Source organism: Streptomyces sp. NPDC003042, from assembly GCF_053591315.1.
Window position 1 is genome coordinate 1 of record NZ_JBSFTP010000060.1, and the last position, 26,585, is coordinate 26,585.

At 71.9% G+C, this 26,585-nt stretch carries 26 protein-coding genes; 12 read left to right on the forward strand and 14 right to left on the reverse strand.

From position 1 onward, the window contains the following. Positions 1-264 precede the first annotated feature (264 nt). Positions 265-1,467, forward strand: coding sequence for an RNA-guided endonuclease InsQ/TnpB family protein (locus ACWDYJ_RS25750; protein WP_451567946.1), 1,203 nt, complete (start codon positions 265-267; stop codon positions 1,465-1,467). 35 nt (positions 1,468-1,502) lie between these two features. Here the strand turns inward: ACWDYJ_RS25750 and ACWDYJ_RS25755 are convergent, their stop codons facing one another. After that, positions 1,503-2,540, reverse strand: a complete 1,038-nt coding sequence (locus tag ACWDYJ_RS25755; protein WP_451567981.1) for an MBL fold metallo-hydrolase — start codon at positions 2,538-2,540, stop codon at positions 1,503-1,505. Positions 2,541-2,786: 246 nt separating this feature from the next. Here ACWDYJ_RS25755 and ACWDYJ_RS25760 point away from each other — a divergent pair, with 246 nt between their 5' ends. Both ACWDYJ_RS25760 and ACWDYJ_RS25765 read left to right on the forward strand, forming a co-directional pair. After that, positions 2,787-4,259, forward strand: a complete 1,473-nt coding sequence (locus ACWDYJ_RS25760; protein ID WP_451567947.1) for an aldehyde dehydrogenase — start codon at positions 2,787-2,789, stop codon at positions 4,257-4,259. Next, entirely contained in the window at positions 4,259-4,492 is a 234-nt protein-coding gene (locus tag ACWDYJ_RS25765; RefSeq protein WP_451567948.1) for a ferredoxin, read from the forward strand. Before ACWDYJ_RS25760 ends, ACWDYJ_RS25765 begins: the two co-directional genes overlap by 1 nt. 14 nt (positions 4,493-4,506) lie before the next feature. Here the strand turns inward: ACWDYJ_RS25765 and ACWDYJ_RS25770 are convergent, their stop codons facing one another. From ACWDYJ_RS25770 to ACWDYJ_RS25780, 3 genes are read right to left on the reverse strand one after another with little or no spacing between them, the layout of a single operon-like run. After that, positions 4,507-5,061 carry a YceI family protein gene (locus ACWDYJ_RS25770; RefSeq protein ID WP_451567949.1) on the reverse strand — a complete coding sequence of 185 codons (555 nt, stop codon included), beginning with the start codon at positions 5,059-5,061 and terminating at the stop codon, positions 4,507-4,509. Positions 5,062-5,118: 57 nt separating this feature from the next. Next, entirely contained in the window at positions 5,119-6,174 is a 1,056-nt protein-coding gene (locus tag ACWDYJ_RS25775; RefSeq protein ID WP_451567950.1) for an amidohydrolase family protein, read from the reverse strand. A gap of 54 nt (positions 6,175-6,228) precedes the next feature. Then, on the reverse strand, positions 6,229-7,542 hold the full coding sequence (locus ACWDYJ_RS25780) for a cytochrome P450 family protein (protein WP_451567951.1): 1,314 nt from the start codon (positions 7,540-7,542) through the stop codon (positions 6,229-6,231). Between the two features lie 260 nt (positions 7,543-7,802). Between ACWDYJ_RS25780 and ACWDYJ_RS25785 the strand changes: the two genes are divergently transcribed. Then, a complete protein-coding gene (locus ACWDYJ_RS25785) occupies positions 7,803-8,363 on the forward strand; it encodes a hypothetical protein (RefSeq protein ID WP_451567952.1) in 561 nt (186 codons plus the stop codon). Positions 8,364-8,410: 47 nt separating this feature from the next. On the opposite strand, the gene ACWDYJ_RS25790 is transcribed toward ACWDYJ_RS25785, so the two are convergent. After that, complete coding sequence (locus ACWDYJ_RS25790) at positions 8,411-9,046, reverse strand: TetR family transcriptional regulator (RefSeq protein ID WP_451567953.1); 636 nt, start codon at positions 9,044-9,046, stop codon at positions 8,411-8,413. A 250-nt stretch (positions 9,047-9,296) separates the two neighbouring features. Between ACWDYJ_RS25790 and ACWDYJ_RS25795 the strand changes: the two genes are divergently transcribed. The 3 genes from ACWDYJ_RS25795 (at position 9,297) to ACWDYJ_RS25805 (ending at position 12,515) form a co-directional block, all read left to right on the forward strand. Beyond that, positions 9,297-10,625 (forward strand): glycosyltransferase family 4 protein, encoded by a 1,329-nt coding sequence (locus tag ACWDYJ_RS25795; protein ID WP_451567954.1) that lies wholly within the window; start codon positions 9,297-9,299, stop codon positions 10,623-10,625. Between the two features lie 73 nt (positions 10,626-10,698). Then, complete coding sequence (locus tag ACWDYJ_RS25800; protein ID WP_451567955.1) at positions 10,699-11,433, forward strand: class I SAM-dependent methyltransferase; 735 nt, start codon at positions 10,699-10,701, stop codon at positions 11,431-11,433. Beyond that, the gene (locus ACWDYJ_RS25805) at positions 11,430-12,515 is read left to right on the forward strand and encodes a prenyltransferase (RefSeq protein WP_451567956.1); all 1,086 of its coding nucleotides are present in this window, start codon (positions 11,430-11,432) and stop codon (positions 12,513-12,515) included. The genes ACWDYJ_RS25800 and ACWDYJ_RS25805 overlap by 4 nt, the downstream gene beginning before the upstream one ends. 37 nt (positions 12,516-12,552) lie before the next feature. On the opposite strand, the gene ACWDYJ_RS25810 is transcribed toward ACWDYJ_RS25805, so the two are convergent. Both ACWDYJ_RS25810 and ACWDYJ_RS25815 read right to left on the reverse strand, forming a co-directional pair. Continuing rightward, a complete protein-coding gene (locus ACWDYJ_RS25810; protein WP_451567957.1) occupies positions 12,553-12,855 on the reverse strand; it encodes a hypothetical protein in 303 nt (100 codons plus the stop codon). After that, positions 12,852-14,585, reverse strand: coding sequence for a hypothetical protein (locus tag ACWDYJ_RS25815; RefSeq protein WP_451567958.1), 1,734 nt, complete (start codon positions 14,583-14,585; stop codon positions 12,852-12,854). Before ACWDYJ_RS25815 ends, ACWDYJ_RS25810 begins: the two co-directional genes overlap by 4 nt. Before the next feature lie 225 nt (positions 14,586-14,810). Here ACWDYJ_RS25815 and ACWDYJ_RS25820 point away from each other — a divergent pair, with 225 nt between their 5' ends. Next, positions 14,811-15,377, forward strand: a complete 567-nt coding sequence (locus tag ACWDYJ_RS25820) for a hypothetical protein (protein ID WP_451567959.1) — start codon at positions 14,811-14,813, stop codon at positions 15,375-15,377. Here the strand turns inward: ACWDYJ_RS25820 and ACWDYJ_RS25825 are convergent. Next, complete coding sequence (locus tag ACWDYJ_RS25825) at positions 15,374-18,136, reverse strand: AfsR/SARP family transcriptional regulator (protein WP_451567960.1); 2,763 nt, start codon at positions 18,134-18,136, stop codon at positions 15,374-15,376. The genes ACWDYJ_RS25820 and ACWDYJ_RS25825 overlap by 4 nt on opposite strands. Before the next feature lie 694 nt (positions 18,137-18,830). Here ACWDYJ_RS25825 and ACWDYJ_RS25830 point away from each other — a divergent pair. Continuing rightward, on the forward strand, positions 18,831-19,226 hold the full coding sequence (locus ACWDYJ_RS25830) for a hypothetical protein (RefSeq protein WP_451567961.1): 396 nt from the start codon (positions 18,831-18,833) through the stop codon (positions 19,224-19,226). Positions 19,227-19,246: 20 nt separating this feature from the next. On the opposite strand, the gene ACWDYJ_RS25835 is transcribed toward ACWDYJ_RS25830, so the two are convergent. The 4 genes from ACWDYJ_RS25835 to ACWDYJ_RS25850 all read right to left on the reverse strand — a co-directional run bounded on the left by ACWDYJ_RS25835 (position 19,247) and on the right by ACWDYJ_RS25850 (position 23,130). Then, on the reverse strand, positions 19,247-20,257 hold the full coding sequence (locus ACWDYJ_RS25835) for an LLM class F420-dependent oxidoreductase (RefSeq protein WP_451567962.1): 1,011 nt from the start codon (positions 20,255-20,257) through the stop codon (positions 19,247-19,249). A 178-nt stretch (positions 20,258-20,435) separates the two neighbouring features. Then, the gene (locus ACWDYJ_RS25840) at positions 20,436-21,260 is read right to left on the reverse strand and encodes a hypothetical protein (protein ID WP_451567963.1); all 825 of its coding nucleotides are present in this window, start codon (positions 21,258-21,260) and stop codon (positions 20,436-20,438) included. A 136-nt stretch (positions 21,261-21,396) separates the two neighbouring features. After that, on the reverse strand, positions 21,397-22,407 hold the full coding sequence (locus ACWDYJ_RS25845) for an N-acetylmuramoyl-L-alanine amidase (RefSeq protein ID WP_451567964.1): 1,011 nt from the start codon (positions 22,405-22,407) through the stop codon (positions 21,397-21,399). A gap of 72 nt (positions 22,408-22,479) precedes the next feature. Further along, positions 22,480-23,130: a class I SAM-dependent methyltransferase gene (locus tag ACWDYJ_RS25850; protein WP_451567965.1), complete on the reverse strand. Its 651-nt coding sequence runs from the start codon at positions 23,128-23,130 to the stop codon at positions 22,480-22,482. Between the two features lie 117 nt (positions 23,131-23,247). Between ACWDYJ_RS25850 and ACWDYJ_RS25855 the strand changes: the two genes are divergently transcribed. Then, positions 23,248-23,577, forward strand: a complete 330-nt coding sequence (locus ACWDYJ_RS25855; protein ID WP_451567966.1) for a hypothetical protein — start codon at positions 23,248-23,250, stop codon at positions 23,575-23,577. On the opposite strand, the gene ACWDYJ_RS25860 is transcribed toward ACWDYJ_RS25855, so the two are convergent. Beyond that, positions 23,564-24,037, reverse strand: coding sequence for an ATP-binding protein (locus ACWDYJ_RS25860; RefSeq protein ID WP_451567967.1), 474 nt, complete (start codon positions 24,035-24,037; stop codon positions 23,564-23,566). The two genes, ACWDYJ_RS25855 and ACWDYJ_RS25860, sit on opposite strands and share 14 nt — an antisense overlap. Before the next feature lie 83 nt (positions 24,038-24,120). Here ACWDYJ_RS25860 and ACWDYJ_RS25865 point away from each other — a divergent pair, with 83 nt between their 5' ends. Both ACWDYJ_RS25865 and ACWDYJ_RS25870 read left to right on the forward strand, forming a co-directional pair. Beyond that, positions 24,121-24,969, forward strand: coding sequence for a helix-turn-helix domain-containing protein (locus ACWDYJ_RS25865; RefSeq protein WP_451567968.1), 849 nt, complete (start codon positions 24,121-24,123; stop codon positions 24,967-24,969). Beyond that, positions 24,929-25,189, forward strand: coding sequence for a DUF397 domain-containing protein (locus ACWDYJ_RS25870; protein WP_451567969.1), 261 nt, complete (start codon positions 24,929-24,931; stop codon positions 25,187-25,189). The genes ACWDYJ_RS25865 and ACWDYJ_RS25870 overlap by 41 nt, the downstream gene beginning before the upstream one ends. Here ACWDYJ_RS25870 and ACWDYJ_RS25875 read toward each other — a convergent pair. Further along, positions 25,176-26,570, reverse strand: a complete 1,395-nt coding sequence (locus tag ACWDYJ_RS25875; protein ID WP_451567970.1) for an MFS transporter — start codon at positions 26,568-26,570, stop codon at positions 25,176-25,178. The two genes, ACWDYJ_RS25870 and ACWDYJ_RS25875, sit on opposite strands and share 14 nt — an antisense overlap. Positions 26,571-26,585 lie beyond the last annotated feature (15 nt).

Genomic DNA, 26,585 nt, shown 5'->3' on the forward strand with positions numbered 1-26,585 from the left:
GAAGCGCTCGGTGGGCGCGCGGATGTACTTCCGGGTGCCGGGGCCGGTGACGCCGGGGCTGAGCGTGGAGGACGTACGGGTCAGCCGGAGTCGCCGCCGGGCGATTCAGCGACCACCCAGGGAGTGGTGAGGGCGACCTGTGGCAGGTGCCGGATCCCGGAGTGGGTGGACCGTCGGTCGATATGTGTTCGATCGGTCACTCGTTCGTGGGATCGTCGGTCAATCCGAGCAGAGCAGCGAAGAACGCGGCGCTACGGTCGCGTCATGACGACAACGGACGCCGCTGAGGGTGCCGGGTATGCGCGGTACACCTTCCGGCTTCGTGTGTCGTCGACGGCGCTCGCCACGTTGCTGGGGGAGTGGGACCGCTGCCGCTGGATCTGGAACGAGTGCGTTGCCCGGTCGAAGAAGGCGAGCCGCGAAAGCGAGAAGTGTGGGCCTGCCCGTCTGGACAGGATGCTGACCGAAGCCCGTGCCCGGCTCGGGTGGCTTCGCGAGGGCAGCTGTGTGCCGCAGCAGCAGATCATCCGGGACTTCGCCAAGTCCCGCACCAAGGCGCTCAAGGATGTGAAGGACCGGCTGCCGGTCAGGCGGCGGGCGGGAATGCCGAAGCCGAAGAAGAAGGCTCTGGCCGGCCCCACGCTCAACTACACCCGGCGCGGCTTCGGCCTCAAGGACGGCCGCCTGCACCTCGCCGGAGGTATAGCCCTGACCGTGTTGTGGTCCCGTGACCTTCCGGCCGATCCGTCGAGCGTGCGCATCTACCGCGACAGCCTCGGCCACTGGTACGCCTCGTTCGTCGTGGAGACCGAGACGCGGCCACTCCCCGAAACTGGTGCGGTGATCGGTGTCGACTGGGGCGTGAAAGAGACCGCCACCACCACGAGCGATGCCCACGATCTCCCGCACCCCGAGCACGGCAAGAAGGCCGCCGGGAAGCTGGCCCACTACCAGCGGGTGATGGCCCGCCGGAGGCCGAAGCGGGGGCAGGCCGCCTCGAAGGGCTATCGCAAGGCTAAGCGGCAAGCTGCGAAGGTGTACAAGAAGATTGCCAGGCAGCGACAGGACTCGGCCCGCAAGTGGGCCAAGCGGATCGTGATGGACTTCGACCGGCTGGCGGTGGAGGACTTCCGGCCGAAGTTCCTCGCGAAGTCGACGATGGCGCGTAAGGCGGCCGACGCGGCGATCGCGGCCGCCAAACGCGAGCTGATCAGCATGGCGCGCAAGCACGGTCGGGTCCTCCACCTCGTGCTCCCGGCGCATACGACCATGGACTGTGGACGGTGCGGGGCGAGAGCCAAGCACGCACTGCCGCTGTCGGAACGTATCTACACCTGCACCGCGTGCGGAGCCGTCTCACCTCGGGACAAGAACTCCGCGCGTGTGATGCTGGTCCGGGCTGGTCTCATCCCGGCTACCGCTGATTGTGGAAGACCTGACGGACCGCCGGTCCGCCAGGCTGCATGAGGTAGGAATCCCCTTCGTCCACGAGGGGGAGGACGTCAAACCGCCCGGTACGTCACCGGGTCCGTGCCCGGCAGCGCCTCCGCCCGGCCCTGCTTCACCAGCCGTCGCAGATGCGCCTCCGCCTCCGAGACGGCGATGTTCCGGGAGCCGTACGGGATCTGCTCCCAGGGCCGGTTCCACTCCATCCGCTCGGCCAGCCCCCAGGGGGTCAGCGGCTCGGCGAGCAGCCTCCACAGCCCGGTCAGCCGCTCCTCGTGGTGGTCCAGCAGCTCGCGCACCCGGGCCGGGGCGTCGGTGAAGGCGTACTGGTGGGCCGGGAGCACCTCGGCCGGCTCCAGGCGGCCGATGCGTTCGAGGGAGTCCAGGTAGTCGCCGAGGGGGTCGGTGACCCGGTCGTCCTCCGGATCCTCGTAGAGGCCGATGTGCGGGGAGATCCCGGGCAGGAGGTGGTCGCCGGAGAAGAGGCGGCCGTTGCCGGGGAGCCGCCCGGGGTGCTCCTCCTCCAGGTGCAGGCAGACGTGGCCGGGGGTGTGCCCGGGGGTCCAGATCGCCCGCAGTCGGCGCCCGGCGAGGGGGAGCAGCTCGCCGGGGGCGATCTCCCGGTCGGGGACGGCGGCCCGCATCCCCGGCAGGGTCCGCATGCGGCCGCTCGCGCGGGCCGCCCGGAGCGGGGCGATGTGCTCCTCGGGGGCTCCGGCGGCGGCCAGCTTTCCGCTCATGTAGTCGAACCAGATGCCCGGTTCGGCGGTGCGGGTGCGTACGACGACCTCGGTGTCGGCGGCGTGCATGGCGATCCAGGCGCCCGAGGCCTCCCGTACCTGACCGGAGAGGCCGTGGTGGTCGGGGTGGTGGTGGGTGATGACCACGCCGTGGACGTCGGCGACGGCGATGCCGAGCGCGCCGAGGCCGGCGGCGAGGGTGTCCCAGGAGGCGGGGTCGTCCCAGCCGGTGTCGATCAGGACGGGGCCGCGGTCGGTGTCGAGGACATGGACGAGGGTGTGCCCGAGCGGGTTGTCCGGGATGGGGACCTTGACGGCCCAGACACCCCCGCCGTGTTCGGTGACCTGTGACATGGCAATGGCCTCTGACATGAGGACTCCCTGGCTGGGCTGGGCGGGACCGGGCTCGACCGGGCTCGATGGGTCCGGCCTGGCGAGAACGTGTTGCAGTAGTCGCCCAAGTCGACCATCCGGCAGAGTCTATGACTACCCGTTGGATCACAGACAAGAGCCCGGCGGCGGTTCTGTCCTGGCCGTGGACTCCTCGAACTAGAACTGGTATCAGTTCTGCAACGCCCACAGCCCCAGGAGGCATCAGCCATGACCGAGCTCGTGGAACATGGACACCTGTTCATCGGCGGGGAATGGACCGATCCGCTGGGCACCGACACCATCCGCGTCGTCTCCCCCCACACCGAGCAGGTCATCGGCAGCGTCCCGCACGCCTCCCGGGCCGACGTGGACCGCGCCGTCGCCGTCGCGCGCAAGGCCTTCGACGAGGGCCCCTGGCCCCGGATGTCGCTCGACGAGCGGATCGCCGTCATATCCAGGATCAAGGACGCCATCGCCGTCCGCCACGAGGAGATCGCCCGCTCGATCAGCTCCCAGAACGGCTCCCCGTACTCCTGGAGCGTCCTCGCCCAGGCGCTCGGCGCCATGATGGTCTACGACGCCGCCATCACCGTCGCCCGCGCCTACCCCTACGAGGAGCACCGCCAGGGAGTCCTCGGGCCGATCCTCGTACGCCGCGAGCCGGTCGGCGTCGTGGCCGCCGTCATCCCGTGGAACGTCCCGCAGTTCGTGGCCGCCGCCAAGCTCGGGCCCGCGCTGCTCACCGGCTCGGCGGTGATCCTCAAGCCGTCACCGGAGGCCCCGCTCGACTCGTACATCCTGGCCGACATCGCGCGGGAGGCCGGACTGCCCGAGGGCGTCCTGTCGATCCTGCCCGCCGACCGCGAGGTCAGCGAGTACCTGGTCGGCCACCCCGGCGTCGACAAGGTCGCCTTCACCGGCTCGGTCGCGGCCGGCCGGCGCGTGATGGAGGTCGCCTCCCGCAACCTCACCCGCGTCACCCTGGAACTCGGCGGCAAGTCCGCCGCCGTGATCCTCCCGGACGCCGACCTGGAGAGCACCGTCGCCGGGATCGTCCCGGCCGCCTGGATGAACAACGGCCAGGCGTGCGTCGCCCAGACCCGGGTTCTCGCCCCGCGCGGCCGCTACGCGGAAGTCGCCGAGGCGCTCGCCGCCGCCGCCGGGGCCCTCGTCGTGGGCGATCCGCTGGACCCGGCGACCCAGGTCGGACCGCTGGTCGCGAAGCGGCAGCAGCAGCGCTCGCTGGACTACATCCGGATCGGGCAGGAGGAGGGCGCGAAGATCCTCACCGGCGGCGGCCGCCCGGCGGGCCTGGAGCGCGGCTGGTACGTCGAGCCCACCCTCTTCGGCGACGTCGACAACTCGATGCGGATCGCCCGAGAGGAGATCTTCGGGCCGGTGGTCTGCCTCATCCCGTACGGAGACGAGGCGGAGGCGGTACGCGTGGCCAACGACTCGGAATTCGGCCTGAGCGGCAGCGTCTGGACCGGCGACGTCGACCACGGCATCGACTTCGCCCGCCGCGTCCGCACCGGCACCTTCAACGTGAACACCTTCAGCCTGGACATGCTGGGGCCGTTCGGCGGCTACAAGAACAGCGGTGTGGGACGGGAGTTCGGCCCCGAGGGCCTGAGCGAGTACCTGGAGCACAAGATGATCCACCTCCCGGCGGGATACCAGCCGCCCGCGGCGGGTGCCTGATGGGTGACCGCTGGCAGGTCGAGGTGGACCGCGGGGTCTGCATCGGCTCGGGCATGTGCGTGAACCACGCCCCGGACGGCTTCACCCTCGACTCGGCCCGCCAGTCCCACCCCCGCACCCCGCAGACGGACGCGAACGAACCCACCCTGACGGCGGCGGAGGGCTGCCCGGTGGAGGCCATCCTGATCACCCTGGCCGCCACCGGCGAACCGGTCTTCCCCCCGGAGGAGTGAGCCGACCGCGCGGGTCAGGGCTGCCGGACCGCGGACACGTCGAACTCCAGGACCACCTTGTCGCCCACCACGACGCCGCCGCTCTCCAGGGCGGCGTTCCAGGTGATGCCGTAGTCCTTGCGGCTGATCGGCACCGAGCCCTCGAAGCCGACGCGCAGGTTGCCGCTCCGGTCCATGGCGCTGCCCTGGAACGCGAAGTCGATGGTGACCGGCCTGGTGACGTCCTTGATGGTGAGGTCGCCCGTCACCTGGAAGTCGGAGCCGCCGAGCTGCTCCACACCGGTGGACACGAAGGTGATGTCGGGAAAGTTCGGCGCGTCCAGGAAGTCGTTGGTGCGCAGGTGGCCGTCGCGCTGCTCGTTGCGGGTGTCGATGCTCGCGGACTTGACGATGACGGACACCGAGGACTTGGCCGGCTCCTCGCCGTGCAGGTACGCGGTGCCTTCGAACTCGTTGAACGCGCCGCGGACCTTGGTGACCATGGCGTGCCGGGCCACGAATCCGATCTGGGTGTGGGCCGGGTCGAGGGTGTAGTTCCCGGTCAGTGAGGCGAGGGGGGTGGTGGTCATGGGCCTGGCTCCGCGGAGGTTGGGGGAGGGGAGGAAAGGGGCACGCGACCGGGACGGTCAGACGGTGGCCAACGCCGGGATCAGGCGTAGCGCGTTGTCGTGGTAGATCCCCCGCAGCTGCTCCGGCGTGCAGGCCGGGTCGGTGTCGAGTGCGGGGAGCGCCAGGTCCAGGACCGTGTCGGCGGGTGCGGCGGGCCAGTCGGTGCCGAAGAGGACGTGGTCGGCGGGCACCTGGGCGAGGAGGGTCGCCGCGGGCGCCATGGGGCCGGCCGTGTCGTAGTAGAAGCGCTGGAGGTGGTCGCGGACGGCGGCCGGGTCGACGGGCGGGTCGCAGAACCGCCCGAGGGCCTGCATCCGCGTCGCGATGTACGGCAGGAAGCCTCCGGCGTGCGGCAGGATCACCGAGATGTCCGGGAAACGGTCCAGCGTCCTCTTGCTGATCATGTTCACGGCGGCCCGCGTGGTGTCCAGCAGGAAGTCGCACAGGAAGTTCGGGATGCCCGGCACCGTCGCCGCACCGGGCGGGCCGCCGGGGCCGCCCGGGAGGTGGTGCGGATGGGTGTCCACCACGGCGGAGTAGTCGTTCAGCTCGTGGAACACGCGGTCGTACGCGGGATCTCCGAGGTAGACGCCGCCGTAGTTGGCCGTCACGTTCACCCCGACGGCGCCGAGCTGCCCGAGCCCGCGGCGCACCGCCCAGGACGAGGCGTCGGCGTCGTCGAGGAAGAGCGGCACGTAGTACGAGAACCTCCCCGGATGCTCATGCGCCACCTCGATCATCGACTGGAGCGTGATGGTGATCGCTTCGCGCAGCTGCGCCGACGACTGGTAGCGCGCCGGCAGCATGGGCTTGAGGACGGCGGTCGTGACACCCGCGCGGTCCATGAAGCCGACCGCCGCCTTGGTGTCGAGTCTCGCCCAGGGCGGCAGCTGTTCCGGCTTGATCAGCCCGTGGCGCTCGGCCCACTCGCGCCATTCCGGTGCGCAGAAGTGGTGGTGCATGTCGATCTTCGACTGGCCGGCGTGGGCTGCGTCCGTGCGTGGAGCCGAACGGCCCCGCACGACGTCGACGAGTTCACCGGTGCCGGTCGTGGTGCTCGCGGAATTCGGCATGTCAATCCACCGCCCGTCGGATCAGGATCAGGGTCAGGGTCAGGGTCAGGGTCGTCAGGTACCGGATACGACGGGGGCCGTGAGCGCCGGGAAGAGGTCGCCGGCCGGCCGTGACGGCTCCAGGACGAGCCGGAGCCGTTCGAGACCCCGGAACGCCGCCACCGGTCCCTTGAGCCAGGCGCCCTTGCTCTCCTGCGCGTCCGCCAGTTCCATGTCCGGGAATTCACGCAGGAGGCAGCCGAGCGCGATTTCCAGTTCGAGCCGGGCCAGCGGCGCCCCGAGGCAGTAGTGCGTTCCGTGTCCGAAGCCCAGGTGCGTTCCCTGGATTCCCTCGCGCGTCACGTCCAGGGTGTCGGGGGAGTCGAACTTCTCCGGGTCCCGGTTCGCCGAGGTGATGGCGATCTGCACGAGGGAGCCCTGGGGGATCACGGTTCCCCGGATCTCGGCGTCCTCGGTCGCGTACCGGAAGGTGGACGTCTCCACCGATCCCTCGAAGCGCACGATCTCCTCGACCGCTCCCGGGATCAGCCCCGGCTCCTTGCGGAGCTTGTCCAACTGGTCGGGGCGGAGCAGCAGATTCAGGACGATGTTCCCGATCTGGTACGCGGTGGTCTTGTGGCCGGCGAAGAAGATGACCCACAGCGACGAGACCAGTTCCGCGTCGTCCAGAGCGTCGTCCGCCCGGATGAGGTCGCTGAGGAAACAGTCCGACGGGTGCTCGCGCGTGTGCGAGACGAGCCGCCCCAACCGGTGCTGGAGCCACTCCTCCGCCGCCCTCAGCTCCGCTTTCAGCCGGGGATCGAACCGGGAGCGCGTCACCACCGAGAAGTGCTCCAGGATCTCGGGGCGGTCCGGCTCGGGGATGCCCATGAGTTCGCACAGGACCGCGATGGGGAGCGGGAAGGCGAACGCGGACATGAGGTCGACCGGATCGCTCTTGCGGCATTCGGCGAGGAGACCCTCGGCGATCTCGGTGATCCTCGGCCTCATCTGCTCCACGCGCCGAGGGGTGAAGGCGCCCCTGAGCGCGCGCCGCAGCCGCGTGTGCCGGGGCGGGTCCGAGAAGAGCACGTTGTCGTCGAGCGCGTCGAAGAAGCTGCCGTACACGGCGTGGTAGGTGTCGAGGGCCCCGCGCATGTTCTTGCTGAAGCGCGGGTCCGACAGGGCGTCCCGGGCGTCGTCGTAGCGGGTGATGAGATACGTGTCGACCCCGTGCGCGGGGGTCAGCCGGAACACCGGGGCCCGCTCGCGCAGCGCGGCGTAGACGGGATGGGGGCACACGCGGAATTCCGGCGCGCCCCTGGACACGGCTGACGCGATGTCGTGCGGCACTCCGCCGCTGTTCGGTGCCGCTTTCTCCTGCGCCATGTTCCGCACCCTCCGTGGCCCTTGTGGTTCTGCGGTTTCCGCGGTTCTGCGGACACACAGGTTCCCTGCGGGGGCGGAGCGCGAAACGCCCCGCGGCTCGTTCGAGTGAGGCGCCTCGCACCGGACGGGCCCGCGCGGACGACCACGGGTGCGGACCGCCGTCAGCCGATCGGCGGTCCGCCGTCCGGTCCGCCCGTGTGGCGGGCCGGCGGACCCGGGGACAGGCTTCGCGTCAGTCAGCCGTCCCAAGGAGTCCGCGCATGACCCGACGTCTCGCCCTGGTCCTCACGACAACCGCCTCGCTCGCCCTGGCGGCCCTCCCCGCTCCCGCCGCCGCCGCGGAGGCCGGCACAGCCGCCGCCGACCGCGCCGCCACCTACCGGGCGACCGCCCCGTACCACCTGCACGCCAACGCGGTGAAGGCGGGCTACGTGCCCGACCGGTACTGCGTCGTCGACCGGCAGGGGTCGGGCGGCGCGCTCGGTTACCCGCACTTCAACCACGCGTACGACAACTCCCTCGACCCGTCGAAGCCCGCCGCCCTGTTCTACGAGGACGACGGGCGGGGCGGCAAGCGCCTCGTCGGCGTGCAGTGGCTGGTCTACGACCGCGACCAGGACACGGCGACGGACGACGACCGACCCAGCCTGTTCGGCACGCCCTTCAAGGGCCCGCGCCCCGGCAACTTCCCCGGCCAGCCGGTCCACTACGCCCTGCACCTGTGGCTGTGGAAGAAGAACCCCAAGGGTGTGTACGAGACCTTCAACCCGGCGGTGGCCTGCCTCCCCGGCACCACCCGTCCGCCCAAGCCGGCGGCCTGACCCCGGCACCGCCCGGCCCGCCCGGCCCCGCCGCCCCGGCGGCGGGATCAGGCCTTTTCGGGGGACGTCAGGTCGATCAGGCGGCAGACCGTCTCGATGTCGATCTTCACCTGGGCGATCGAGGCGCGGCCCGAGAGCCAGGTGATCAGCGCCGAGTGCCAGGTGTGCTCGATGACCCGGACCGCCGAGAGCTGCTCCGCCGTCGGCGGGCCGTCCAGGCCCATCGCGTCCAGGATGATGGCCGTGGTCAGCCGGGAGACCGTGTCCACCTCGGGGCTCACGCTGCGGTCCGCGAAGGTCAGCGCGCGCACCATCGCGTCCGCCAGGTGCGGCTCCCGTTGCAGGGCGCGGAACGCCCGCATCAGGGTCTCCGCGACCCGCGCGGCCGGCTCCTCGCCCGCCGGGGGGCGCTTGCGCAGCGTCGTGTGCATGTGCTGGAGCTGGTCCTGCATGGTGGCGACCAGCAGGTGCACCTTGGACGGGAAGTACCGGTAGAGGGTGCCGAGCGCCACGCTGGAGGACTCCGCGACCTCCCGCATCTGGACGGCGTCGAAGCCGCCGCGGCTGGCCAGCTGCGCGCTGGCGTGCAGGATGCGGCGGCGGCGCGCCTCCTGGCGCTCCGTCAGGGGAGGGGACGCCGGTGTGGTCGCCGGTGCTCTGACGGCCTTCGCTTCCGCTGTCATGCTGTCCCGTTCCATGGCGTTCCGTGGCGTTCGTGGCGGCGATGATGGTGCTGCGCGGGGCTGTTCCGGGCGTGGCCCGGGGTCAGCATGTCAGGCGTCCGAGCCGTGGCGCGAATCACCTGCTCCGGCTCTTACGGTGTGGTTTCCGGCCGGTAGATTCAATGGTCTTCAACGGATCAAGTCTGAAACTTGTTCTACATTATCCGAGCGGTTACGCTCCGGCGAAAGTGCAGCGAGAAGGGGGCCGAGAGTGACCGCTGAGGCCATGGTGACAAGCCCTTTCGCGGGTTCCGTCACCGACGGCGACCGCCCGTTGCGCATCGCACTCCTCACCTATAAGGGGAACCCGTTCTGTGGCGGCCAGGGCGTCTACGTCCGCCACCTCTCGCGCGAGCTCGTCCGCCTCGGGCACTCCGTCGAAGTCATCGGCGCGCAGCCCTACCCGGTGCTCGACACCGGCGCCACGCTGACCGAACTGCCGAGCCTCGACCTGTACCGGCAGCCCGACCCCTTCCGTACGCCGGGGCGCGGCGAGTACCGGGACTGGATCGACGCCCTCGAGGTCGCCACCATGTGGACGGGCGGGTTCCCCGAGCCGCTGACGTTCTCGCTGCGCGCCCGGCGCCATCTGGCCGCCCGCGCGGGCGAGTTCGACGTCATCCACGACAACCAGACCCTGGGCTACGGGCTGTTGGGTGATCTCGGCGCGCCGCTGGTGACGACCATCCACCACCCCATCACCGTCGACCGCAAGCTCGACCTCGCCGCCGCCAAGGACCGCAAGAAGCGGGCCTCCGTGCGCCGTTGGTACGCCTTCACACGCATGCAGGGCCGCGTCGCCCGCCGCCTGCCGTCCGTGCTGACCGTCTCCGGCTCCTCCCGGCAGGAGATCGCCGAGCACCTCGGCGTCCGTGACGACCGCATCCACGTGGTCCACATCGGCGCCGACACCGACCTCTGGTCGCCGGACGCCTCCGTGGCCGAGGTGCCCGGCCGGATCGTGACGACCTCCAGCGCCGACGTCCCGCTCAAGGGGCTCGTGCACCTCGTCGAGGCACTCGCGAAGCTCCGTACCGAACAGCCCGACGCCCACCTCGTGGTCGTCGGCAAGCGCGCCGAGAGCGGACCCGTCGCCCGCGCGATCGAGACGTACGGCCTCCAGGACGCGGTGCGCTTCGTCAAGGGCATCACCGACGCCGAACTCGTCGACCTCGTGCGCAGCGCCCAGGTCTCCTGCGTGCCCTCCCTCTACGAAGGCTTCTCGCTCCCGGCGGCCGAGGCCATGGCCACCGGCACCCCGCTCGTCGCCACCACCGGCGGAGCGATCCCCGAGGTCGCCGGGCCGGACGGGGAGACCTGTCTGGCCGTGCCGCCCGGTGACGCGGGGGCTCTGGCCGCCGCGTTGAGCCGACTGCTCGGCGACGCCGGGCTGCGCGCCCGCCTCGGAGCCTCGGGGCGGGAGCGGGTCCTGGCCCGGTTCACCTGGGCCAAGGCCGCCGAGGGCACCGTCCGGCACTACCGGGCCGCCATCGAGCAGGCCGCCGTCGGGCAGGCCGCCCGTACCCGCGGCGTGCGGTGACCTTCCGCTCCTCTCCTCTTTCCTGTGCACCACCCCTTCACTCCCCCCCCCGCGACCGCGAAGGCAGGACCCCGTGCTGACCGTCGATTTCTCCCGGTTCCCGCTCGCCGCAGGCGACCGTGTGCTCGACCTGGGCTGCGGCGCAGGCCGGCACGCCTTCGAGTGCTACCGGCGAGGCGCCCAGGTGGTCGCCGTCGACCGCAACGGCGAGGAGATCCGCGAGGTCGCCAAGTGGTTCGCCGCCATGAAGGAGGCCGGTGAGGCCCCGGCCGGTGCCACCGCCACCGCCATGGAGGGCGACGCCCTCGCGCTGCCCTTCCCCGACGAGTCCTTCGACGTCGTCATCATCTCCGAGGTGATGGAGCACATCCCCGACGACAAGGGCGTGCTGGCGGAGATGGTCCGCGTCCTCAAGCCGGGCGGCCGCATCGCGATCACCGTCCCGCGCTACGGCCCGGAGAAGATCTGCTGGGCGCTCTCCGACGCCTACCACGAGGTCGAGGGCGGCCACATCCGCATCTACAAGGCGGACGAGCTGCTCGGCAAGATGGAGGCCGCGGGCCTCGAGCCGTACGGCACGCACCACGCGCACGGCCTGCACTCGCCGTACTGGTGGCTCAAGTGCGCCTTCGGCGTCGACAACGACAAGGCGCTCCCGGTCAAGGCGTACCACAAGCTCCTGGTCTGGGACATCATGAAGAAGCCGCTGGCCACGCGCCTCGCGGAGCAGGCCCTCAACCCGGTCATCGGCAAGTCCTTCGTGGCCTACGCGACCAAGCCGCACCTTCCCGTCGGCGCCGCCCAGTGAGCTCGCCGGAGCGCACCGAGCACCTGGTCCTGGACGGCGTACTGACCGCCGAGCAGGCCGCCCTGACGGTGGCGGGGATCCTCGCGGCGCAGCGGACGGACGGGGCCATACCGTGGTTCCGCGGCCACCACCTCGACCCGTGGGACCACACCGAGGCCGCCATGGCGCTCGACGCGGCCGGCGAGCACGAGGCCGCGGAGCGGGCGTACGACTGGCTGGCCCGACACCAGAACCGGGACGGCTCCTGGTACGCCGCCTACGCCGACCGGCCCGACGGCGTCGACACCGCCGCGCCGCAGGACGCGAACCGGGAGTCCAACTTCGTCGCGTACATAGCCGTCGGCGTCTGGCACCACTACCTCGCCACCGGCGACGACCCCTTCCTGGACCGGATGTGGCCGACGGTCGTGGCGGCCGTGGAGTTCGTCCTCGGGCTCCAGCAGCCGGGCGGCGAGATCGGCTGGAAGCGGGAGACGGACGGCAGCGCCGTCACCGACGCCCTGCTGACCGGCTCCTCCTCCATCCACCAGGCGCTGCGCTGCGCCCTGGCCATCGCCGACCACCGCGGGGAGCCGCAGCCGGACTGGGAGCTGGCGACCGGCGCGCTGGCGCACGCGATCCGGCGGCACCCGGAGCGCTTCCTCGACAAGTCCCACTACTCGATGGACTGGTACTACCCGGTGCTGGGCGGCGCGGTGTCCGGGGCGCAGGCGAAGACGCGCATCGAGGAGCGGTGGGAGGAGTTCGTCGTCCCCGGCCTCGGCGTACGGTGCGTCCTGCCGAACCCGTGGGTGACGGGCGGGGAGTCCTGCGAGCTCGCCCTCGCCCTGTGGATCATGGGGGAGTCGGACCGGGCGCTGGAGATCCTGCGCTCGATCGGGCACCTGCGCGCCGAGAACGGCATGTACTGGACGGGCTACGTGTTCGAGGACCGGGCCGTCTGGCCGGTGGAGCAGACGACCTGGACCGCCGGATCCCTGCTGCTCGCCGTGGCGGCGCTGGGCGGGGACGAGGCCACGGGCGAGGTGTTCGGCGGGTTCGCGCTGCCGCTCGGCCTGGAGCCGGACTGCTGCCGGCACTGAGCGGCGCGGGGCGGGGGCTGTGAGCGGCGCGCGCCGCTCACAGCCGGTACAGGAACCGGGCGAGGGCGTGGCCGACCACGAGGTAGACGACGGCCGCCAGCCCGTAACCGACCACCACCTGCACCCACTCGCGGTCGAAGGTGAACAGGTCGTAGGACCAGCCGGCCAGCCAGGTGGCGGCGTCGTGCACGAGGGCGACCAGGGTGTGGCTACGGTTGGCGTCCAGCAGCCACAGCACGATCCACGCGAGGATCAGGACGGCGGCCACGTTCGCCGCCAGCGCGACGATCCGGCCGGCGAGAGCGCCTCCCCGGCTGGGGGCACGGACGTATGGGGTCATGTCCCGCGTCTTGCCGCACGGCGGCTTCCCAAACCGTTCCTAGCGGTGTCGGCCATTATTGACGGACCGCTGAATACCGGGCTGGCCGGTTGTCTCCCCGAACGGTCTTGGGAGACGGGGTACGGCACGGGCTGGTCGCTTCGGTCCCGGCAGGTCTTGGTGCCCTGGTGGGGCGTGCCTGTGGTCCTTGGCGGCCTCGTGGTCCCGCGTGCCCTCGGGTGGGGGACGGTCTGGCCGGTAGCTCTCCGCGTCACGATCCTCTGGTCGTGTGCGGTCACACCTGGCCGACGCCGTAGCCCGTGTCCGAGGGCGCGCCTGCCGATCGCCACCGCGGCCGCGTGGTGGCCGGTGGCGAGCGTGGTCTTCGACTGCTGCTGGAGGGGCTGCTTCCAGTGCTGGGCTCCCCAGCGGGAGGTGTAGGCCGGATCGACGGCGACGACGACGAGTCCGGCGTGGTGGGCCATGCCCCGCAGCCGTTCCCGGAAGCGCGCCGTGGGCAGTCCGGCGACGGTGCGGCGGAACGCCTTTCCCCGTCGGCCGCGTCCCATGGTTTCGCGGCCGGTGGCGCGGGCGTCGGCGAAGCCGAGGTTCTCGATCGCGAGACCGGCGCAGCCGTGTGCGTGGGCGAGGTGGATGAGTGTGGTGATCGCGGCTCGCAGGTGGCCGTCGCGCTGTGATCCGGGTCCGGTCAGGTCGGTGGGCACGGTGACGGGCTGGCCGACCGGGTTGCCGTGCGCGTCGACGACGCAGGCGGCGAGGTGGCCGGCGTTGAGGTCCACGGCCAGCAGCCGGACACCGGCGGCGGCCAGCTCGACCGGGGTGGGCGGCACGGTCGTCGCGGTGGACCAGGACGCGTGGAGGTACCAGCGGTCGTGTTCGGGGTCGTGGGTGATGTCGTAGCGGACGGCCCGGTTGGCGGTGATCCGGTCCAGCCACTCCTCCCGGCGGTGATTGAACGTGACCGTGCCGGCGATCCGGTAGCGTCCGCGCGGGGCGTTGGCGAGGTGCCGCAAAGGTTCGGGCAGGACGATCGTGACGCTGCCGTCGGCCGGGTCGATGCTGATCGTGTAGTTCCCGTGCGGCGCACCCGACTCGCCGTCGGCGGTCAGGAACATCCGCTGCGCGTCCCACCGTTCTCGCCACTCCTGCCCGGTCAGAGCGGCATCCGCGAGGCTGTGCCGTATCTTCGCCAGGCGACGGCCGCCGACCACGATCGCCGGATGCCCGGCCTCGATACGAACCTCCACCTCGGCCAGGCGCGCGGTGAGCCTTTGTAGGCGGTTCTGCTTGTGGGCACGCTCGGCCCGGCTCGGGTAGCTCCGGACACCGCCCACGCGCTGCCCGCACGGCACGGCCAGACGCTGACGGATCTTCGCGATGGCCCGTCGTAGGAAGACCCGTTCATCGAAGAGACACCGCAGGGAGAGCTGGTACTGGTCCTCGGACGCACGGGTGATCGCCCCCGCCCACCGCGCTGACGACACCTTCGTCAGCGCGCGCTTGCGCTCCGCCCGCCGATTGTCCTTCACCGGCACCCTGCCGGTACGCACCCGCTCAGCCAGGTCAGCACGGGCGTGCCCGCCCAGGTGCTCGCCGACGACCCGCAGGACCCCGGCATCACAGGCTGCCAGACGCAGCCGGTCCCGGATCCGTGCACCCGGAGGGGCCGACACCGTGAAGGGATCAGCCGGCACGCGCAGCGCGGACTTCCGCTTCCCACCGCGTGCCACCAGCCACCCCCTCCCCCGCAACGGCACAGACGTTCTCCACCCAGACTGATGTCTCAGCGAAACCCGCGTGCCTGGGGAGCTCGCCGTTCACCCGTACGAGGTAGCCGACGGCCAACCACGGCCAACAACCGAATCGACAGCTGTCTACCCGAACGGGTCCCCCAAGTGGCGCAGTGCGGCCGACGGGGTGAGGCTCGGGGGCACCGACGTCCCCCGGAGGAAGCCGTGTCCGTACGCCTGCCCAGCACCGCCCGATTCCGCCGCATCCTCACCGCGGTGCTCCTGTCCTGCGCCCTGCTGGCCGGTGCGACCGCCTGCGGCGGCGACGGGGACGACGAGGCCGGCGCCACCTCGACGGGGGCCACGCCCACCAGCTCGCAGGAGGCGCAGAAGTTCGCCAAGACGCGCTTCGTCGCCAACGCCGGGCTCGCGGCCGGGGCCACGTACCAGTGGATCGTCAAGCCGTACCGCGAGGGCAAGTTCAAGCAGGGCGCGGAGGGGCGCAAGTTCGCGCTGGTCAAGGCGGGTCTGGCGGGCGCCTTTACTTACAACCGGCTGAAGGCGGCCGTCAACAACGCCAAGGGCGATCCGCTGCTGTCGAAGGCCGTCGCGCCGCTGACGGCGGGCATCGACTCCCTCAAGGAGCTCGGCACCAAGCTGCGCAAGGGAGAGGCGGGCGACGCCGACGTCGGAGCCTTCGAGAAGATCATCAACAACGTGAAGGACGCCGGCAGGAGCGCCGGCGCCGAGGTGACGGACAAGGTTCCGAGCACCTCCCAGCTCGGCGGCTAGCTCTTCTCTCCGATGGCGGCGAGCACGGCGCGCGCCGCGCTCTCGCCCTCCTCGTACGCGTGCGCCCGTGCCTCCTCGATCGCGCTGCCGAGCTGGCGTACGGCTTCCCCCGTACGCCCGGTCGCGGCCAGTGCCTCCCCGTACAGCGTGCGCAGCACCACGCGGCGCGGGGCCGCGAGCGGGGGTGCGGCGAGGGCGAGGCCGCGGACGGCGTGGTCGACGGCCGCGTCGGTGTCGCCGACGGACAGCAGGTGCCGTGTGAGGTGCTGGTGGGCCAGGGTGACGGTCTCGGTGAGACCGGCCCGCTCGGCCAGGGTGAGGGCCTCGACCAGCAGCTCGCTCGGGCGTTCGCGTTCACCGCGCCGCATGAGGGCGACGGCCAGGTTGATCCGCGCGATCGCCTCGCCCGCCGTGTCCCCCGCCAGCGCGGCCAGTTCGGGGGCACGCTCCAGCTGTACGAGGGCCTCCTCGGGCCTGCCCTCCTCGGCCAGCACCCAGCCCAGCAGCGCCCGCGTCCGGGACTGGGCGCCGGGGTCGTCGTCGAGTTCGGCGCAGGCCAGCCCCTGTTCGAGCAGCGGCACCCAGCCGTCGCGGACCTGCCACAGGATCAGCGGCCACTGGAGGAGGACCAGCCGCCACGCGCGGTCGTGGAGTCCGGCGGCGACGGCGGCCTCGACCGCCCCGCGCAGGGTGTCCCGTTCGGCGGAGAACCAGGCCAGCGCGCTCCTACGGTCGGCGAACGGCCGGATCACGGCCGGACGCCGGGCCCCGGCGGGCAGGGAGCAGCACGGCTCGCCGCCGGGCTCGGCGGCGGCGCCGGCCGCGAGGAGCGTGTGCACCCAGTGGTCCAGCAGCCGCAGCAGCCCCTCGGGGTCGTAGCCGGGGGACAGGCTGCGCGCGTAGAGCCGTACGAGGTCGTGCAGTACGTACGACTGCGGGCCCGCCTCGACGACCAGCTGGGCGGCGGCCAGCTGGTCCAGGGCCGAGGCCGCCTGGCTGGGCAGGCAGCCGGCGAGGGCGGCGGCCGTGCAGGTGTCGAGGGTGGCCCCGGTGTGCGGGCCGAGCCGGTGGAACATCTTCCGGGCGGCTTCGGGCAGGTGCTGCACGGTGAGGCCGAGCGCGGCGGCGACCCCGGTGTCCCCGACGTTCAGCAGGTCGAGCCGGTTGTGCTCGTCGGCGAGTTCCCGGGCGAAGGCGGCCAGGCCGTGGTGCGGGCGGGTCGCGAGGCGGGCGGCGGCCACGCGCAGCGCGAGGGGCAGGCCGTCGCACAGTTTGGCGAGGCGGGCGGCGGCCTCGGGCTCGGCCTCGATCAGCTCGGGGCCCAGGACGGCGGCGAGCAGCGCGGTGGACTGCGCGGCGGGCAGTCCGGCGATCGGGACGGGCACGGCGGCGTCCGAGGCGACGAGTTCACCGAGCCGGTTGCGGCTGGTGACGAGGGTGACGCACCGCTCGCCGCCGGGCAGCAGGGGGCGGATCTGCTCGGAGTCGCGGGCGTTGTCCAGGACGATCAGCATCCTGCGCCCGGCGGTCAGTTCGCGGTAGCGGGCGCCCAGAGCCTCGGGCGAGCGCGGCATCCGCTCGGTGGGGACGCCCAGCGCGAGCAGGAACTCGCGCAGGACGGCGCTCGTGTCGCGCGCCGGGGTGGGGCTGTAGCCGCGCAGGTCGACGAAGAGCCGGCCGTCGGGGAAGTCCACGCGGTGCCGGTGTGCCCAGTGCACGGCGAACGCGGTCTTGCCCACGCCCGCGCTGCCCGTGACCATGACGATCGCGTCCGGGGCGGAGGCCGCGGCCCGGCCGAGCGCCGCCAGTTCGCTTATCCGTCCCGTGAAGCCCCGGGGGCGGCGCGGCAGGAGCTGCGGCTCGGCCGCGTGCGGGTGAGGGAGGGCGGCCGGGGCGGCCTCCTTGGGCCGCCAAGGATCGGAGGAGGGGGACGGATCCGACGCATCCGGGGCCGCCACCGTTGCCGTCGAGGGCCCGACCACCGCCGGGGCGGGTGAAGGCTGCCGGGCGTCGGCCCTCAGGAGAGCGGTGTACGCGTCGCAGAGCACTGCTCCGGGATCGACACCGAGCTGATCGGCGAGCAGCCGCCGCGTGCGGTGGAACCAGTCCAGCGCGTCCGCCTGCCGGCCCGCCCCGCCCAGGGCCCGCATCAGCGCCGCGATCAGCGGCTCCCGCAGCGGGTGCGCGACGGCCTCGGCGCGCAGGACGGCCGCCGCCGTACCGTGCTCACCCAGCTGCCCGTGGGCGGCGGCCAGTTCCTCCACGGCCGTCAGCCGCAACTCCTCCAGCGCGTGCGCGGCCGCCTCCAGCAGCGGGCTGCGCACGGTCCCGGCGAGCGCGGGACCCGTCCACAGCGCGAGCGCCTCCCGCAGGACCGACACGGCCTCCTCCGGCTCGCGCCGCTCGCGCTGTTCGCGCGCGAGCCGGAGCAACTCCTCGAAGCGGTGCGCGTCCACCAGCGTCCTGGGCAACCGCAGGGCGTACGCCTGCCCCTGGGTGAGGAGTTCGACGCCGTGGGCCGACGCCCCGTGCTCGGCGAACAGTGCGCGCAGCTGGGACACGTGGCCCTGCAGCACGGTCCGGGAGTGCCGGGGCGGGTCCTCGTCCCACAACGCCTCGGTCAACCGCTCGACGGCGATGGCCGCGTTGGGTCGCAGCAGCAGCATGGCCAGCAGGCTGCGGCGCTTGGCGGGACCGAGCTGGAGGGGCCTCCCGTGCTCCGTGACCACGGCCACCGTCCCCAGCACGCGGAACTCCATGCACGCATCCCCCTGTCCTTTTGTGCGCGGCCCGGGGCCGAGCCTATGTCGATCTATTTCGGGTCTTGAGTAGGATCCAGGCCGTTTCGCTCCCGGCCGATCGGCAGTGACGTGCCGGAACCGTTAGCCGTCCGTTAGAGCGTCGTTTGCGCGCGTTGGCAGTCTCATGTCTGACGAGCGGTCCGCACGGCGGAGTCCGGTCCCCATCCCCCAGGGGTGCGGGGCGAAGCCGGCGGACCGACTCGTACTCTTGAACGACGAGCTGGAACGAGGAGTTTCCCATGTTCTTCTCCATGCTCCGAAGTTCGGCCCTCCTGCTCACGGGCATCGCCCTCGCCCTCGGGCTCGCCGGCGCGGCCCCGGCCGGTGTCGCCGAGGCCGCCCCGGCACACACCCCGGCGCGCACGCAGGCCCCGCCGTACGCCGGCACCGACTTCGCGGTCTGCGACCCGCTGCGACCACGGGGACGGCACCCGCACCGGGAAGCACGCCACCTCCGCCGTGGGCACGGTCACGGTCACGGTCACGGACATGGATGCGGGCGCGGGCAGGGGGATGGGCACGGGCGGCGTGCGTCGCCGGTCCCGCCACCGCCCCCCTGCGGCCCGCTCGCCTGCCCCGCCCCCGGCAGGCCGCTGTGGCCGCCGTGTCCGCTGTGACGGGTTCTGGCCGTCCGGCTGTTTCAATGGCTCGTGTGATCGAGTTCGTGTTGTTGGCAGTGGGGGCCGTCGGGGCCGGCTGGCTCCTCAGGCGCAAGCACCTTGAGCGGGTGGCCGCCGGGCGCCCCGCCGGGATCCCCGGCATGGCCCGCCGTCCGGCCGGTGAGGGCCGCTGGCGGGTGGGCCGGGTCCACGTCGACCAGGGCGTCGCCCGCTGGGAGCCCCGCAGGGGCCCCGCCGTGCCGCTGACGGGCGCCCGGGCGACGGGCCTGCGCGTGCCCTCGGTACGGGAGGGGATCTCCATCAACCCCGGCTCGCGGATCGTGACCTGCCTCCTGGAGGGAGGCGAGGAGATGGAGATCGCCGTGATGCCGCTCGACGTACGGGAACTGCTGGCGGCCGTCCCCCAGGCCGACGAGGACACGCCGTAGGCACGTGAGGCGGCATCGGTTCAGCTGTTGAGTTCCGCCAGGACGCGCAGGGTGTGCGGGTCCGGGGCGGTCACGAGCAGGTCGGTGACCGGGCCCTCGCGCCACAGGTCCAGGCGCTCGGCGATCCGTTCGCGGGGGCCGATGAGGGAGATCTCGTCGGCGAAGGCGTCGGGGACGGCGAGTACCGCCTCCTCCTTGCGTCCGGCCAGGAACAGCTCCTGGATGCGCCGGGCCTCCTCCTCGTAGCCCATCCGGGCCATCAGGTCCGCGTGGAAGTTGCGGGCCGCGTGGCCCATGCCGCCGATGTAGAAGCCGAGCATCGCTTTGACCGGCAGCAGGCCCTCGGTGACGTCGTCGCAGACCTTCGCCCGTGCCATCGGCGCGATCATGAAGCCCTCGGGGAGAGCGGTGAGTGAGGCCCGGTAGACGTCGGTGCGGGTGGGAGACCAGTACAGCGGCAGCCAGCCGTCCGCGATCCGGGTGGTCTGGGCGATGTTCTTCGGCCCCTCGGCGCCCAGCAGCAGCGGGAGATCCGCGCGCAGGGGGTGGGTGATGGGCTTGAGCGGCTTGCCGATGCCGGTGCCGTCCGTGCCGCGGTACGGGTGGCTGTGGAAGCGGCCGTCCAGCGCGACGGGGGCCTCGCGGCGTAGCACCTGGCGGATGACGTCGACGTACTCGCGGGTGGCGGTGAGCGGGCTCGCGGGGAACGGGCGCCCGTACCAGCCCTCGACCACCTGCGGTCCGGACAGGCCGAGGCCCAGCATCATCCGGCCGCCGGAGAGGTGGTCCAGGGTCAGCGCGTGCATGGCGGTGGCGGTGGGGGTGCGGGCGGCCATCTGCGCGATGGCGGTGCCGAGCCGGATGCGGGAGGTGTGCGCGGCGATCCAGGTGAGCGGGGTGAAGGCGTCGGAGCCCCAGGCCTCGGCGGTCCACACGGAGTCGTAGCCGAGGCGCTCGGCCTCGGTGGCGAGGTCGAGGTGGGCGGGGCCGGGTCCGCGGCCCCAGTAGCCGAGTGCGAGTCCGAGGCGCATAGAGGTCTCCTCCGCGAAGCCCTGACGGATCGTCGTAAGGTGTCTGACGGCGTATCTGACGGTACGTCAGATGAGTGTCAGGCGACTGTAGGGCAACGGCTCCCCGCCCGGAAGGGACGCGAAAGGCCGGGCAGAGAGCTGATGCCCTCTGCCCGGCCTGTCGGCGTCTTCGCGGGGATCAGCCGCGCTGGATGCCCGAGGTGTCGTTCAGGACGCCGCGGCGGCCGTCCTGGGTCTGGGCGATCAGCGTGGCCGGGCCGCGCTGGTCGACGGCCAGGTACCAGGTGCCGGGCGCGAGCTCCGCGATCGGAGTGGGCGAGCCGTCCTCACCGAAGAGGGGACGGGCCACCGGCACCGCGAACCAGAACGGCGTGAAGTCCGCCGCCGGGGCCGGCGTCGGGGCCGGCTGGTGGGCGGGGGCGTCCTGCGGGCCGGGCGCCGGGGTGGGGGAGCCACCGTACGGCGGGATCGGCTGCGGGGTGTTTCCGTAGGGCTGCTGCTGCTGGGCGCCCGGGTAGCCGTACCCGGTGCCCGGCTGCGGCTGGCCGCCGTAGGGCGGGATCGCGGCGGGCCGCGCCTCGGGTACGAGGGGCCCGGCGAGCGCGGGGACCTTCGCACCGGCGACGGCGACACCGGCCAGCGCCAGGGTGCCGAGGAAGGCGAGGATGCAGCCGGCGCCCAGGTCGGCCCCGCTCGGGGCGGTGATCAGGGACCACAGCGAGGACCAGGCGGCCGAGACGGCGAGCACCGTGCCGATCGCGGTCAGCGGCAGCCCGAGGACCTTGCGGCCCTCCGGCTGGAGGCGGGCGGCGATCAGCAGACCCGCGGCGATGAAGCCGAGCAGGAAGATCGACGGGAGCGCCAGACGGTAGACGTCGGTGTCCCACACGCTCGGCAGGTTCAGGTTGTCGGCGGAGTAGAAATCGAGGAACGAGGCGATGAACAGCAGCACCGCTGCTCCGATCACCACGCCGTCGCCTCGAGTGAGGGAGCGGATGTTCACGTCTCAGGTGTCCTTCTCGGTCTCGGTCGTGTCGTGGTACCGCGGTCGCAGACCAGGCTGGAGCGGGGCGGGCGGGACCATGGTACGGAGGTTTTCCGTGACCGAGAGGATCGGGGCGGCGAGAGGCCCGCGAGGACTACCCCCCGAGGAAGCCGACGATGCCGTCCGCGATGCCCTGCGCCGCCTTCTGGCGCCACTCCGGACTGGTCAGCTGCGCCGCGTCCTTGGCGTCACGCATGTTGCCGCATTCGACGAACACCTTGGGCCGGGTCGACAGATTGAGGCCGCCCAGATCGTCGCGGACGACCAAACCGGTACCTCCGCCGAGATAGTTGGCGGGTGCGGAACCGGTGGTACGGGCGAAGTTCCCGGCGATCCGCTCGCCGAGGTCCCGGGACGGCCCGACGATCCGCGCGGTGTCCGCCGCACCGCCCTTGACCTTGGCGGGAAGGATGACGTGGTAGCCGCGGTTGCCGGTGGAGGCGCCGTCGGCGTGGACGGAGACGACGGCGTCGGCGGTCGCCTCGTTGCCGATACGGGCCCGCTCGTCGATGCAGGGGCCGAAGGGGCGGTCGCCCTCGTGGGTGAAGACCACCTTCACCCCCTGGGCCTCCAGCACGGCGCGCACCCGGCGGGAGACGTCGAGGGTGAACTCGGCCTCCCGGTAGCCGTCGGCGGTGGTGGTGCCGGTGGTGTCGCACTCCTTGCGGGTGGTACCGATGTCCACCTTCTTGTTGATCTCGGTGGTGTGGCGGAAGTTACCCGTGTTGTGGCCGGGGTCGATGACGACGGTCCGGCCGGCGAGGGGCGCGGGGGTCGGCGCCGGGGCGGGGTCGACGGACGCGGCGGGGCTCGGGGTCGCGCTCGGGCTCGCGTTCGGGCTCGCGCTCGTGCTCGGGTTCGGGGAGGTGCTGGCCTTCCCGTCGTTTTCGGCCGCCGTGTGCGAGGCGGGCAGCGGCCTCACTTGCGGCTGCTGCCCGTCCGGCCCCGCCCCGGTCAGCACCTGCGTCAGCACCCAGCCCGCGAGGCAGGCCGGAGCGAGCGCCGCCACCGCCACCAGGAGCGTGGAGCGGCGCGTGAACCAATGCGGGTCCGGGCTGACCGACGGGCCGGACTCGGGGGGCGGGGGACTGTCGTCGTAGCGCACCTCGCGATGCTAGAACGCCCGGTCGGCGTGCGTACGGAACTGCGCCATCCGGGGGCGTGGTGTGCTTATCACCTATATGTTCGCGGGCCCGGTACGGCGCAGGACGCGCAGGGAGCCGGTGACCGAGACCTCGGTGAAGGCCCCTGAGGCCAGGGCGCGCAGGTAGATCCGGTACGGGGCCTGCCCGCCGTCGGCCGGATCCGGGAACACGTCGTGGATCACCAGCGTCCCGCCCTCCGCGAGGTGCGGGGCCCAGCCCTCGTAGTCGCCGGTGGCGTGCTCGTCGGTGTGGCCGCCGTCGATGAAGACGAGACCGAGCTTGCCGCCCCAGGCCGCCGCGACCTGCGGAGAGCGGCCGACGAGAGCGATGACGTGGTCCTCCAGACCGGCCCGGTGCAGGGTGCGGCGGAAGGTGGGCAGGGTGTCCATCAGCCCGACCTCCGGGTCCACGACCGTCGGATCGTGGTACTCCCACCCGGGCTGCTGCTCCTCGCTGCCCCGGTGGTGGTCGACGGTCAGGGCGACCACGCCGGCCTCGCGGGCGGCGTCGGCGAGCAGGATCGTGGAGCGCCCGCAGTACGTGCCGACCTCCAGGAGCGGCAGCCCGAGCCCGGCGGCGGCGGTGGCCGCCTCGTAGAGGGCAAGGCCTTCACCGACGGGCATGAACCCCTTGGCGGCCTCGAAGGCGGCGAGGGTCTCCGGCTTGGGGGTGGCCGTGGCCATGTGTTCCTCCTGAGCTGCTGCTGGGCGGCCCATGGTGCCCTACCGTCGGGTAGCGGACCAGGTCGGGGCCCCGCCCGAGGCCGGGGGACGTGGTGGGCGGCGGGTGACAATGGGCGCATGCGGAAGTGGTCGTTGATAGCGGTGGGTGTGAACCTGCTGATGGGGATCCCTGGTGTCGTGCCGGTGTGGCTGCTGTGGTACTTCGCCGCGAACTGGCCGCTCGCGGCGATCGGCTGGACCCAGCCGGAGCCGACCGAGAACGACGGCATGCTGCCGTGGCTGCTGTTCTCGGGGCCGGTGCTGGGGCTGTTCGCTCTGGTGTGGTGGCTCGTCAACCGTCCCGTGGGGCGCAGGGCGGCACTGGGCCCTCGGCTGTACTGGCCGGTGAGCGCGCTGGTGACCCTTGTGCCCACGTTCGCGCTCGTGATCACGCTCAGCGTTCTGTAGGCCGTCGGCTTCGGCGGGGATCACGGCGACCGTTGACAGGGGCGTCGGTGGCGTCGCACTCGAACCAGACCGTTTTGCCCACGGCCATCGGCATGGTGCCCCAGCGGTCGGTCACGGCCTCGACCAGGAGCAGCCCGCGCCCGCCGTCGGCCAGGGCATCGCCGCCGCGCGATACGCACGCCGGTTGGGGGCACCCGTCCGCGACCTCGACCCGCAGCCCCTCCGGCCGCCGCAGGATCAGCACCGCGCACCGCCGCCCCGGCACGTGCCGTACGACGTTGGCGACGAGCTCGGTGAGCGCCAGCTCGGCGGCGCCGGCCAGCCCGGCCATCTCCCAGCGGACGAGGAACATCCGCAGGATGCGCCGCATGTGCCGGGCCGAATGCTCACCGACGGTGAAGCCCATGCGGTAGGTGCTGGGGCCAATGTCCGCCGGGGAGCGGTCAGTTACGTGATTCATGTCACCAGGGTGCGGTGGCGTCGTTACGCTCGGCTACAGACCGAAACGAACGCCGCACGGCGTGAACTTGGGGGTGACCGCCCGTGGTCAACATCCGCGACCTCGATCCCAGCGCATCGCCGCTGGACTACTACGGCTCCGAACTGCGCCGCCTGAGAGAGGACTTCGGGCTGAAGCAGGGAGAACTCGGATCCAGCATCTTCTGCACTGGCTCGCTGATCGGCCAGATCGAAACCGCGAGGAAGGTGCCGACCCGCGACTTCTCGGAACGGATGGACGCGGCGCTGGGGACGGACGGGGTGTTCTCGCGGCTGGTGGGCTTGGTGCTGCGCAGCCAGCTGCCGACGTGGTTCCAGGCGTACGCGGAGATGGAGGCGAAGGCTTCTTATATCTCGACGTACCAGGCCCAGTTGGTCTACGGGCTGTTGCAGACGGAGGACTACGCGCGGGCAGTGCTAGGCGTACGGAACGTGGAGCGCCTCGACGCGAAGGTGGCCGCCCGTATGGAGCGGCAGCGCATCCTCGACCGCGAGAACCCGCCACTGATGTGGGTCGTGCTGAGCGAGGCCGTGCTACATCAGGAGATCGGCGGCCAGGACATCATGCGGAACCAACTCGCCCACTTGTTGGACCTGCGGGGGCGGGAGTGGGTGAGGGTGCAGATTCTGCCCTTCGAGGCGGGCGCCCATGCGGGGCTGATGGGCTCATTCACTGTTCTGCGGTTCGACGACGACCCCGACCTCGTCTATACCGAGGACTTCGTCCAGGGCCATATGACGGCCAATCCACAGGCCCTCCGGGAGGGTTCACTCCGTTACGATCACTTGCAGGCCGCCGCACTCTCCGTGGAGAAATCGGCGGCACTGATCGCCCGCGTAATGGAGGAACGTTATGGACACCATCCGGGACCTGACGGGCGCGCGGTGGCGTAAGTCGTCCTACAGCGGTGACACCGGCGGTGAGTGCGTCGAGTGCGCCCCGCTCGGCGCCGCCGCCTGGCGCAAGGCGTCGTACACCGGCAGCAGCGGCGGTGACTGCGTCGAGGTGGCCGCTCAGCCGTGCCGGGTCGCCGTCCGGGACTCCAAGAACCCCGACGGCCCCGCCTTCACCGTCGCTCCCGCCGCCTTCGCCGCCTTCGTCAGCGCGCTGTAGAAGACATCGCGGCGGGACCGCTTCCACGGCGGCTTCCCGCCGCGACGGCGAGCGCGACGACGATCAGGATCCCCGCGACCGCGAACGTCATCCGCATGCCGGCGAGCGCGTACACCGCGCCCATCACGGACGCGCCGGTGATGAGGCCGAGGTTGCGGGACAGGTTGAGCATGCCCGAGACGACACCCCGCTGATCCGGGTGGACATCGGCCATGACGGCGGTGTTGTTGGCCGTCTGGAACACCGCGTAGCCGCCGGTGACGACCACGAGCGGGGCGAGGTAGCCCGCGATGCCGAGCGTCGCCGGCGTCATGGCCAGGATGAAGGAGCCGGCCGCGATCCCCACGAGGCCGGCAACGGTCATGCGGGGTGCGCCGAAGCGGTCAGCAACGCGCCCGGCCGGCACGCCGGTCAGCGCGGCGACCAGTGGGCCGACCGACAGGACGAGTCCGACCAGGGCTTCTTCGAGTCCGAGCGTGCGGGAGAGGTAGAACGGCCCGACCACGAGCGTCGTCATCATCACCGTCGACACGAGTGCGCTCGTGGCGAGGCCCGCGCTCAACGCGCGATCGCGGAACATCGCCAACCGGATCAACGGTGAATCCGCTCTCGCCTCGGCCCGTACGAAGAGGCCGACTCCGAGGGCGGCGGCCAGCAGCAGAGCGATGTGCCCCAGGGTCATGGCAAGTGCGTAGGCCGCGAGAGTCAGGGCGAGCAGCAGCGTGCCGACGTGGTCGAAGCGCGGCCGGGCTGCCGTGGTCTCCCGGCGGTCGGCGGGCAGATGGCGGTGTGCGAGGAGGAAGGTCAGGACGCCCAGCGGTGCGCTGACGAGGAAGATCGCCCGCCAGCCGAGTCCGGATATCAGCACGCCGCCCAGCGAGGGGCCGAGCGCGGTACCGATCGCGGACATCGTTCCCAGCAGCCCCATGGCGCTACCGGTCCTCGCCTTGGGCACGGTCTCACCGACGAACGCCATGGTGCTCGCCATCATGACGGCCGCTCCCACCCCCTGCGCCGCCCGGGCGGCGATCAGCACCCCCAGCGTAGGAGCCACTCCACTCAACACCGAGGCCGCCGTGAACAGTGCGATCCCGGCCAGCAGCAGCCGTCGGCGGCCGATGAGGTCACCGAGCCGGCCGACGCTGACGATCACGGTGGTGAGGGCGAGGAGGTACGCGAGGACGATCCACTGGACCTCGTGGAAGGAGGCGGTGAACGCCTGTGCCAGTGTCGGCAGGGCGACGTTGGCGATGCTGGTGCCGAGCGAGGACAGCAGCATGGACAGCGAAAGCCCGGCGAGCGCCCACCGCACCGCGCCTGCGGCTGTCGCTGCCTCGTTCTGTCCTGTGCTGATGGGGCGGGAACCGCTGTGTGTGCTCATGCCGGGGAGCGTGGG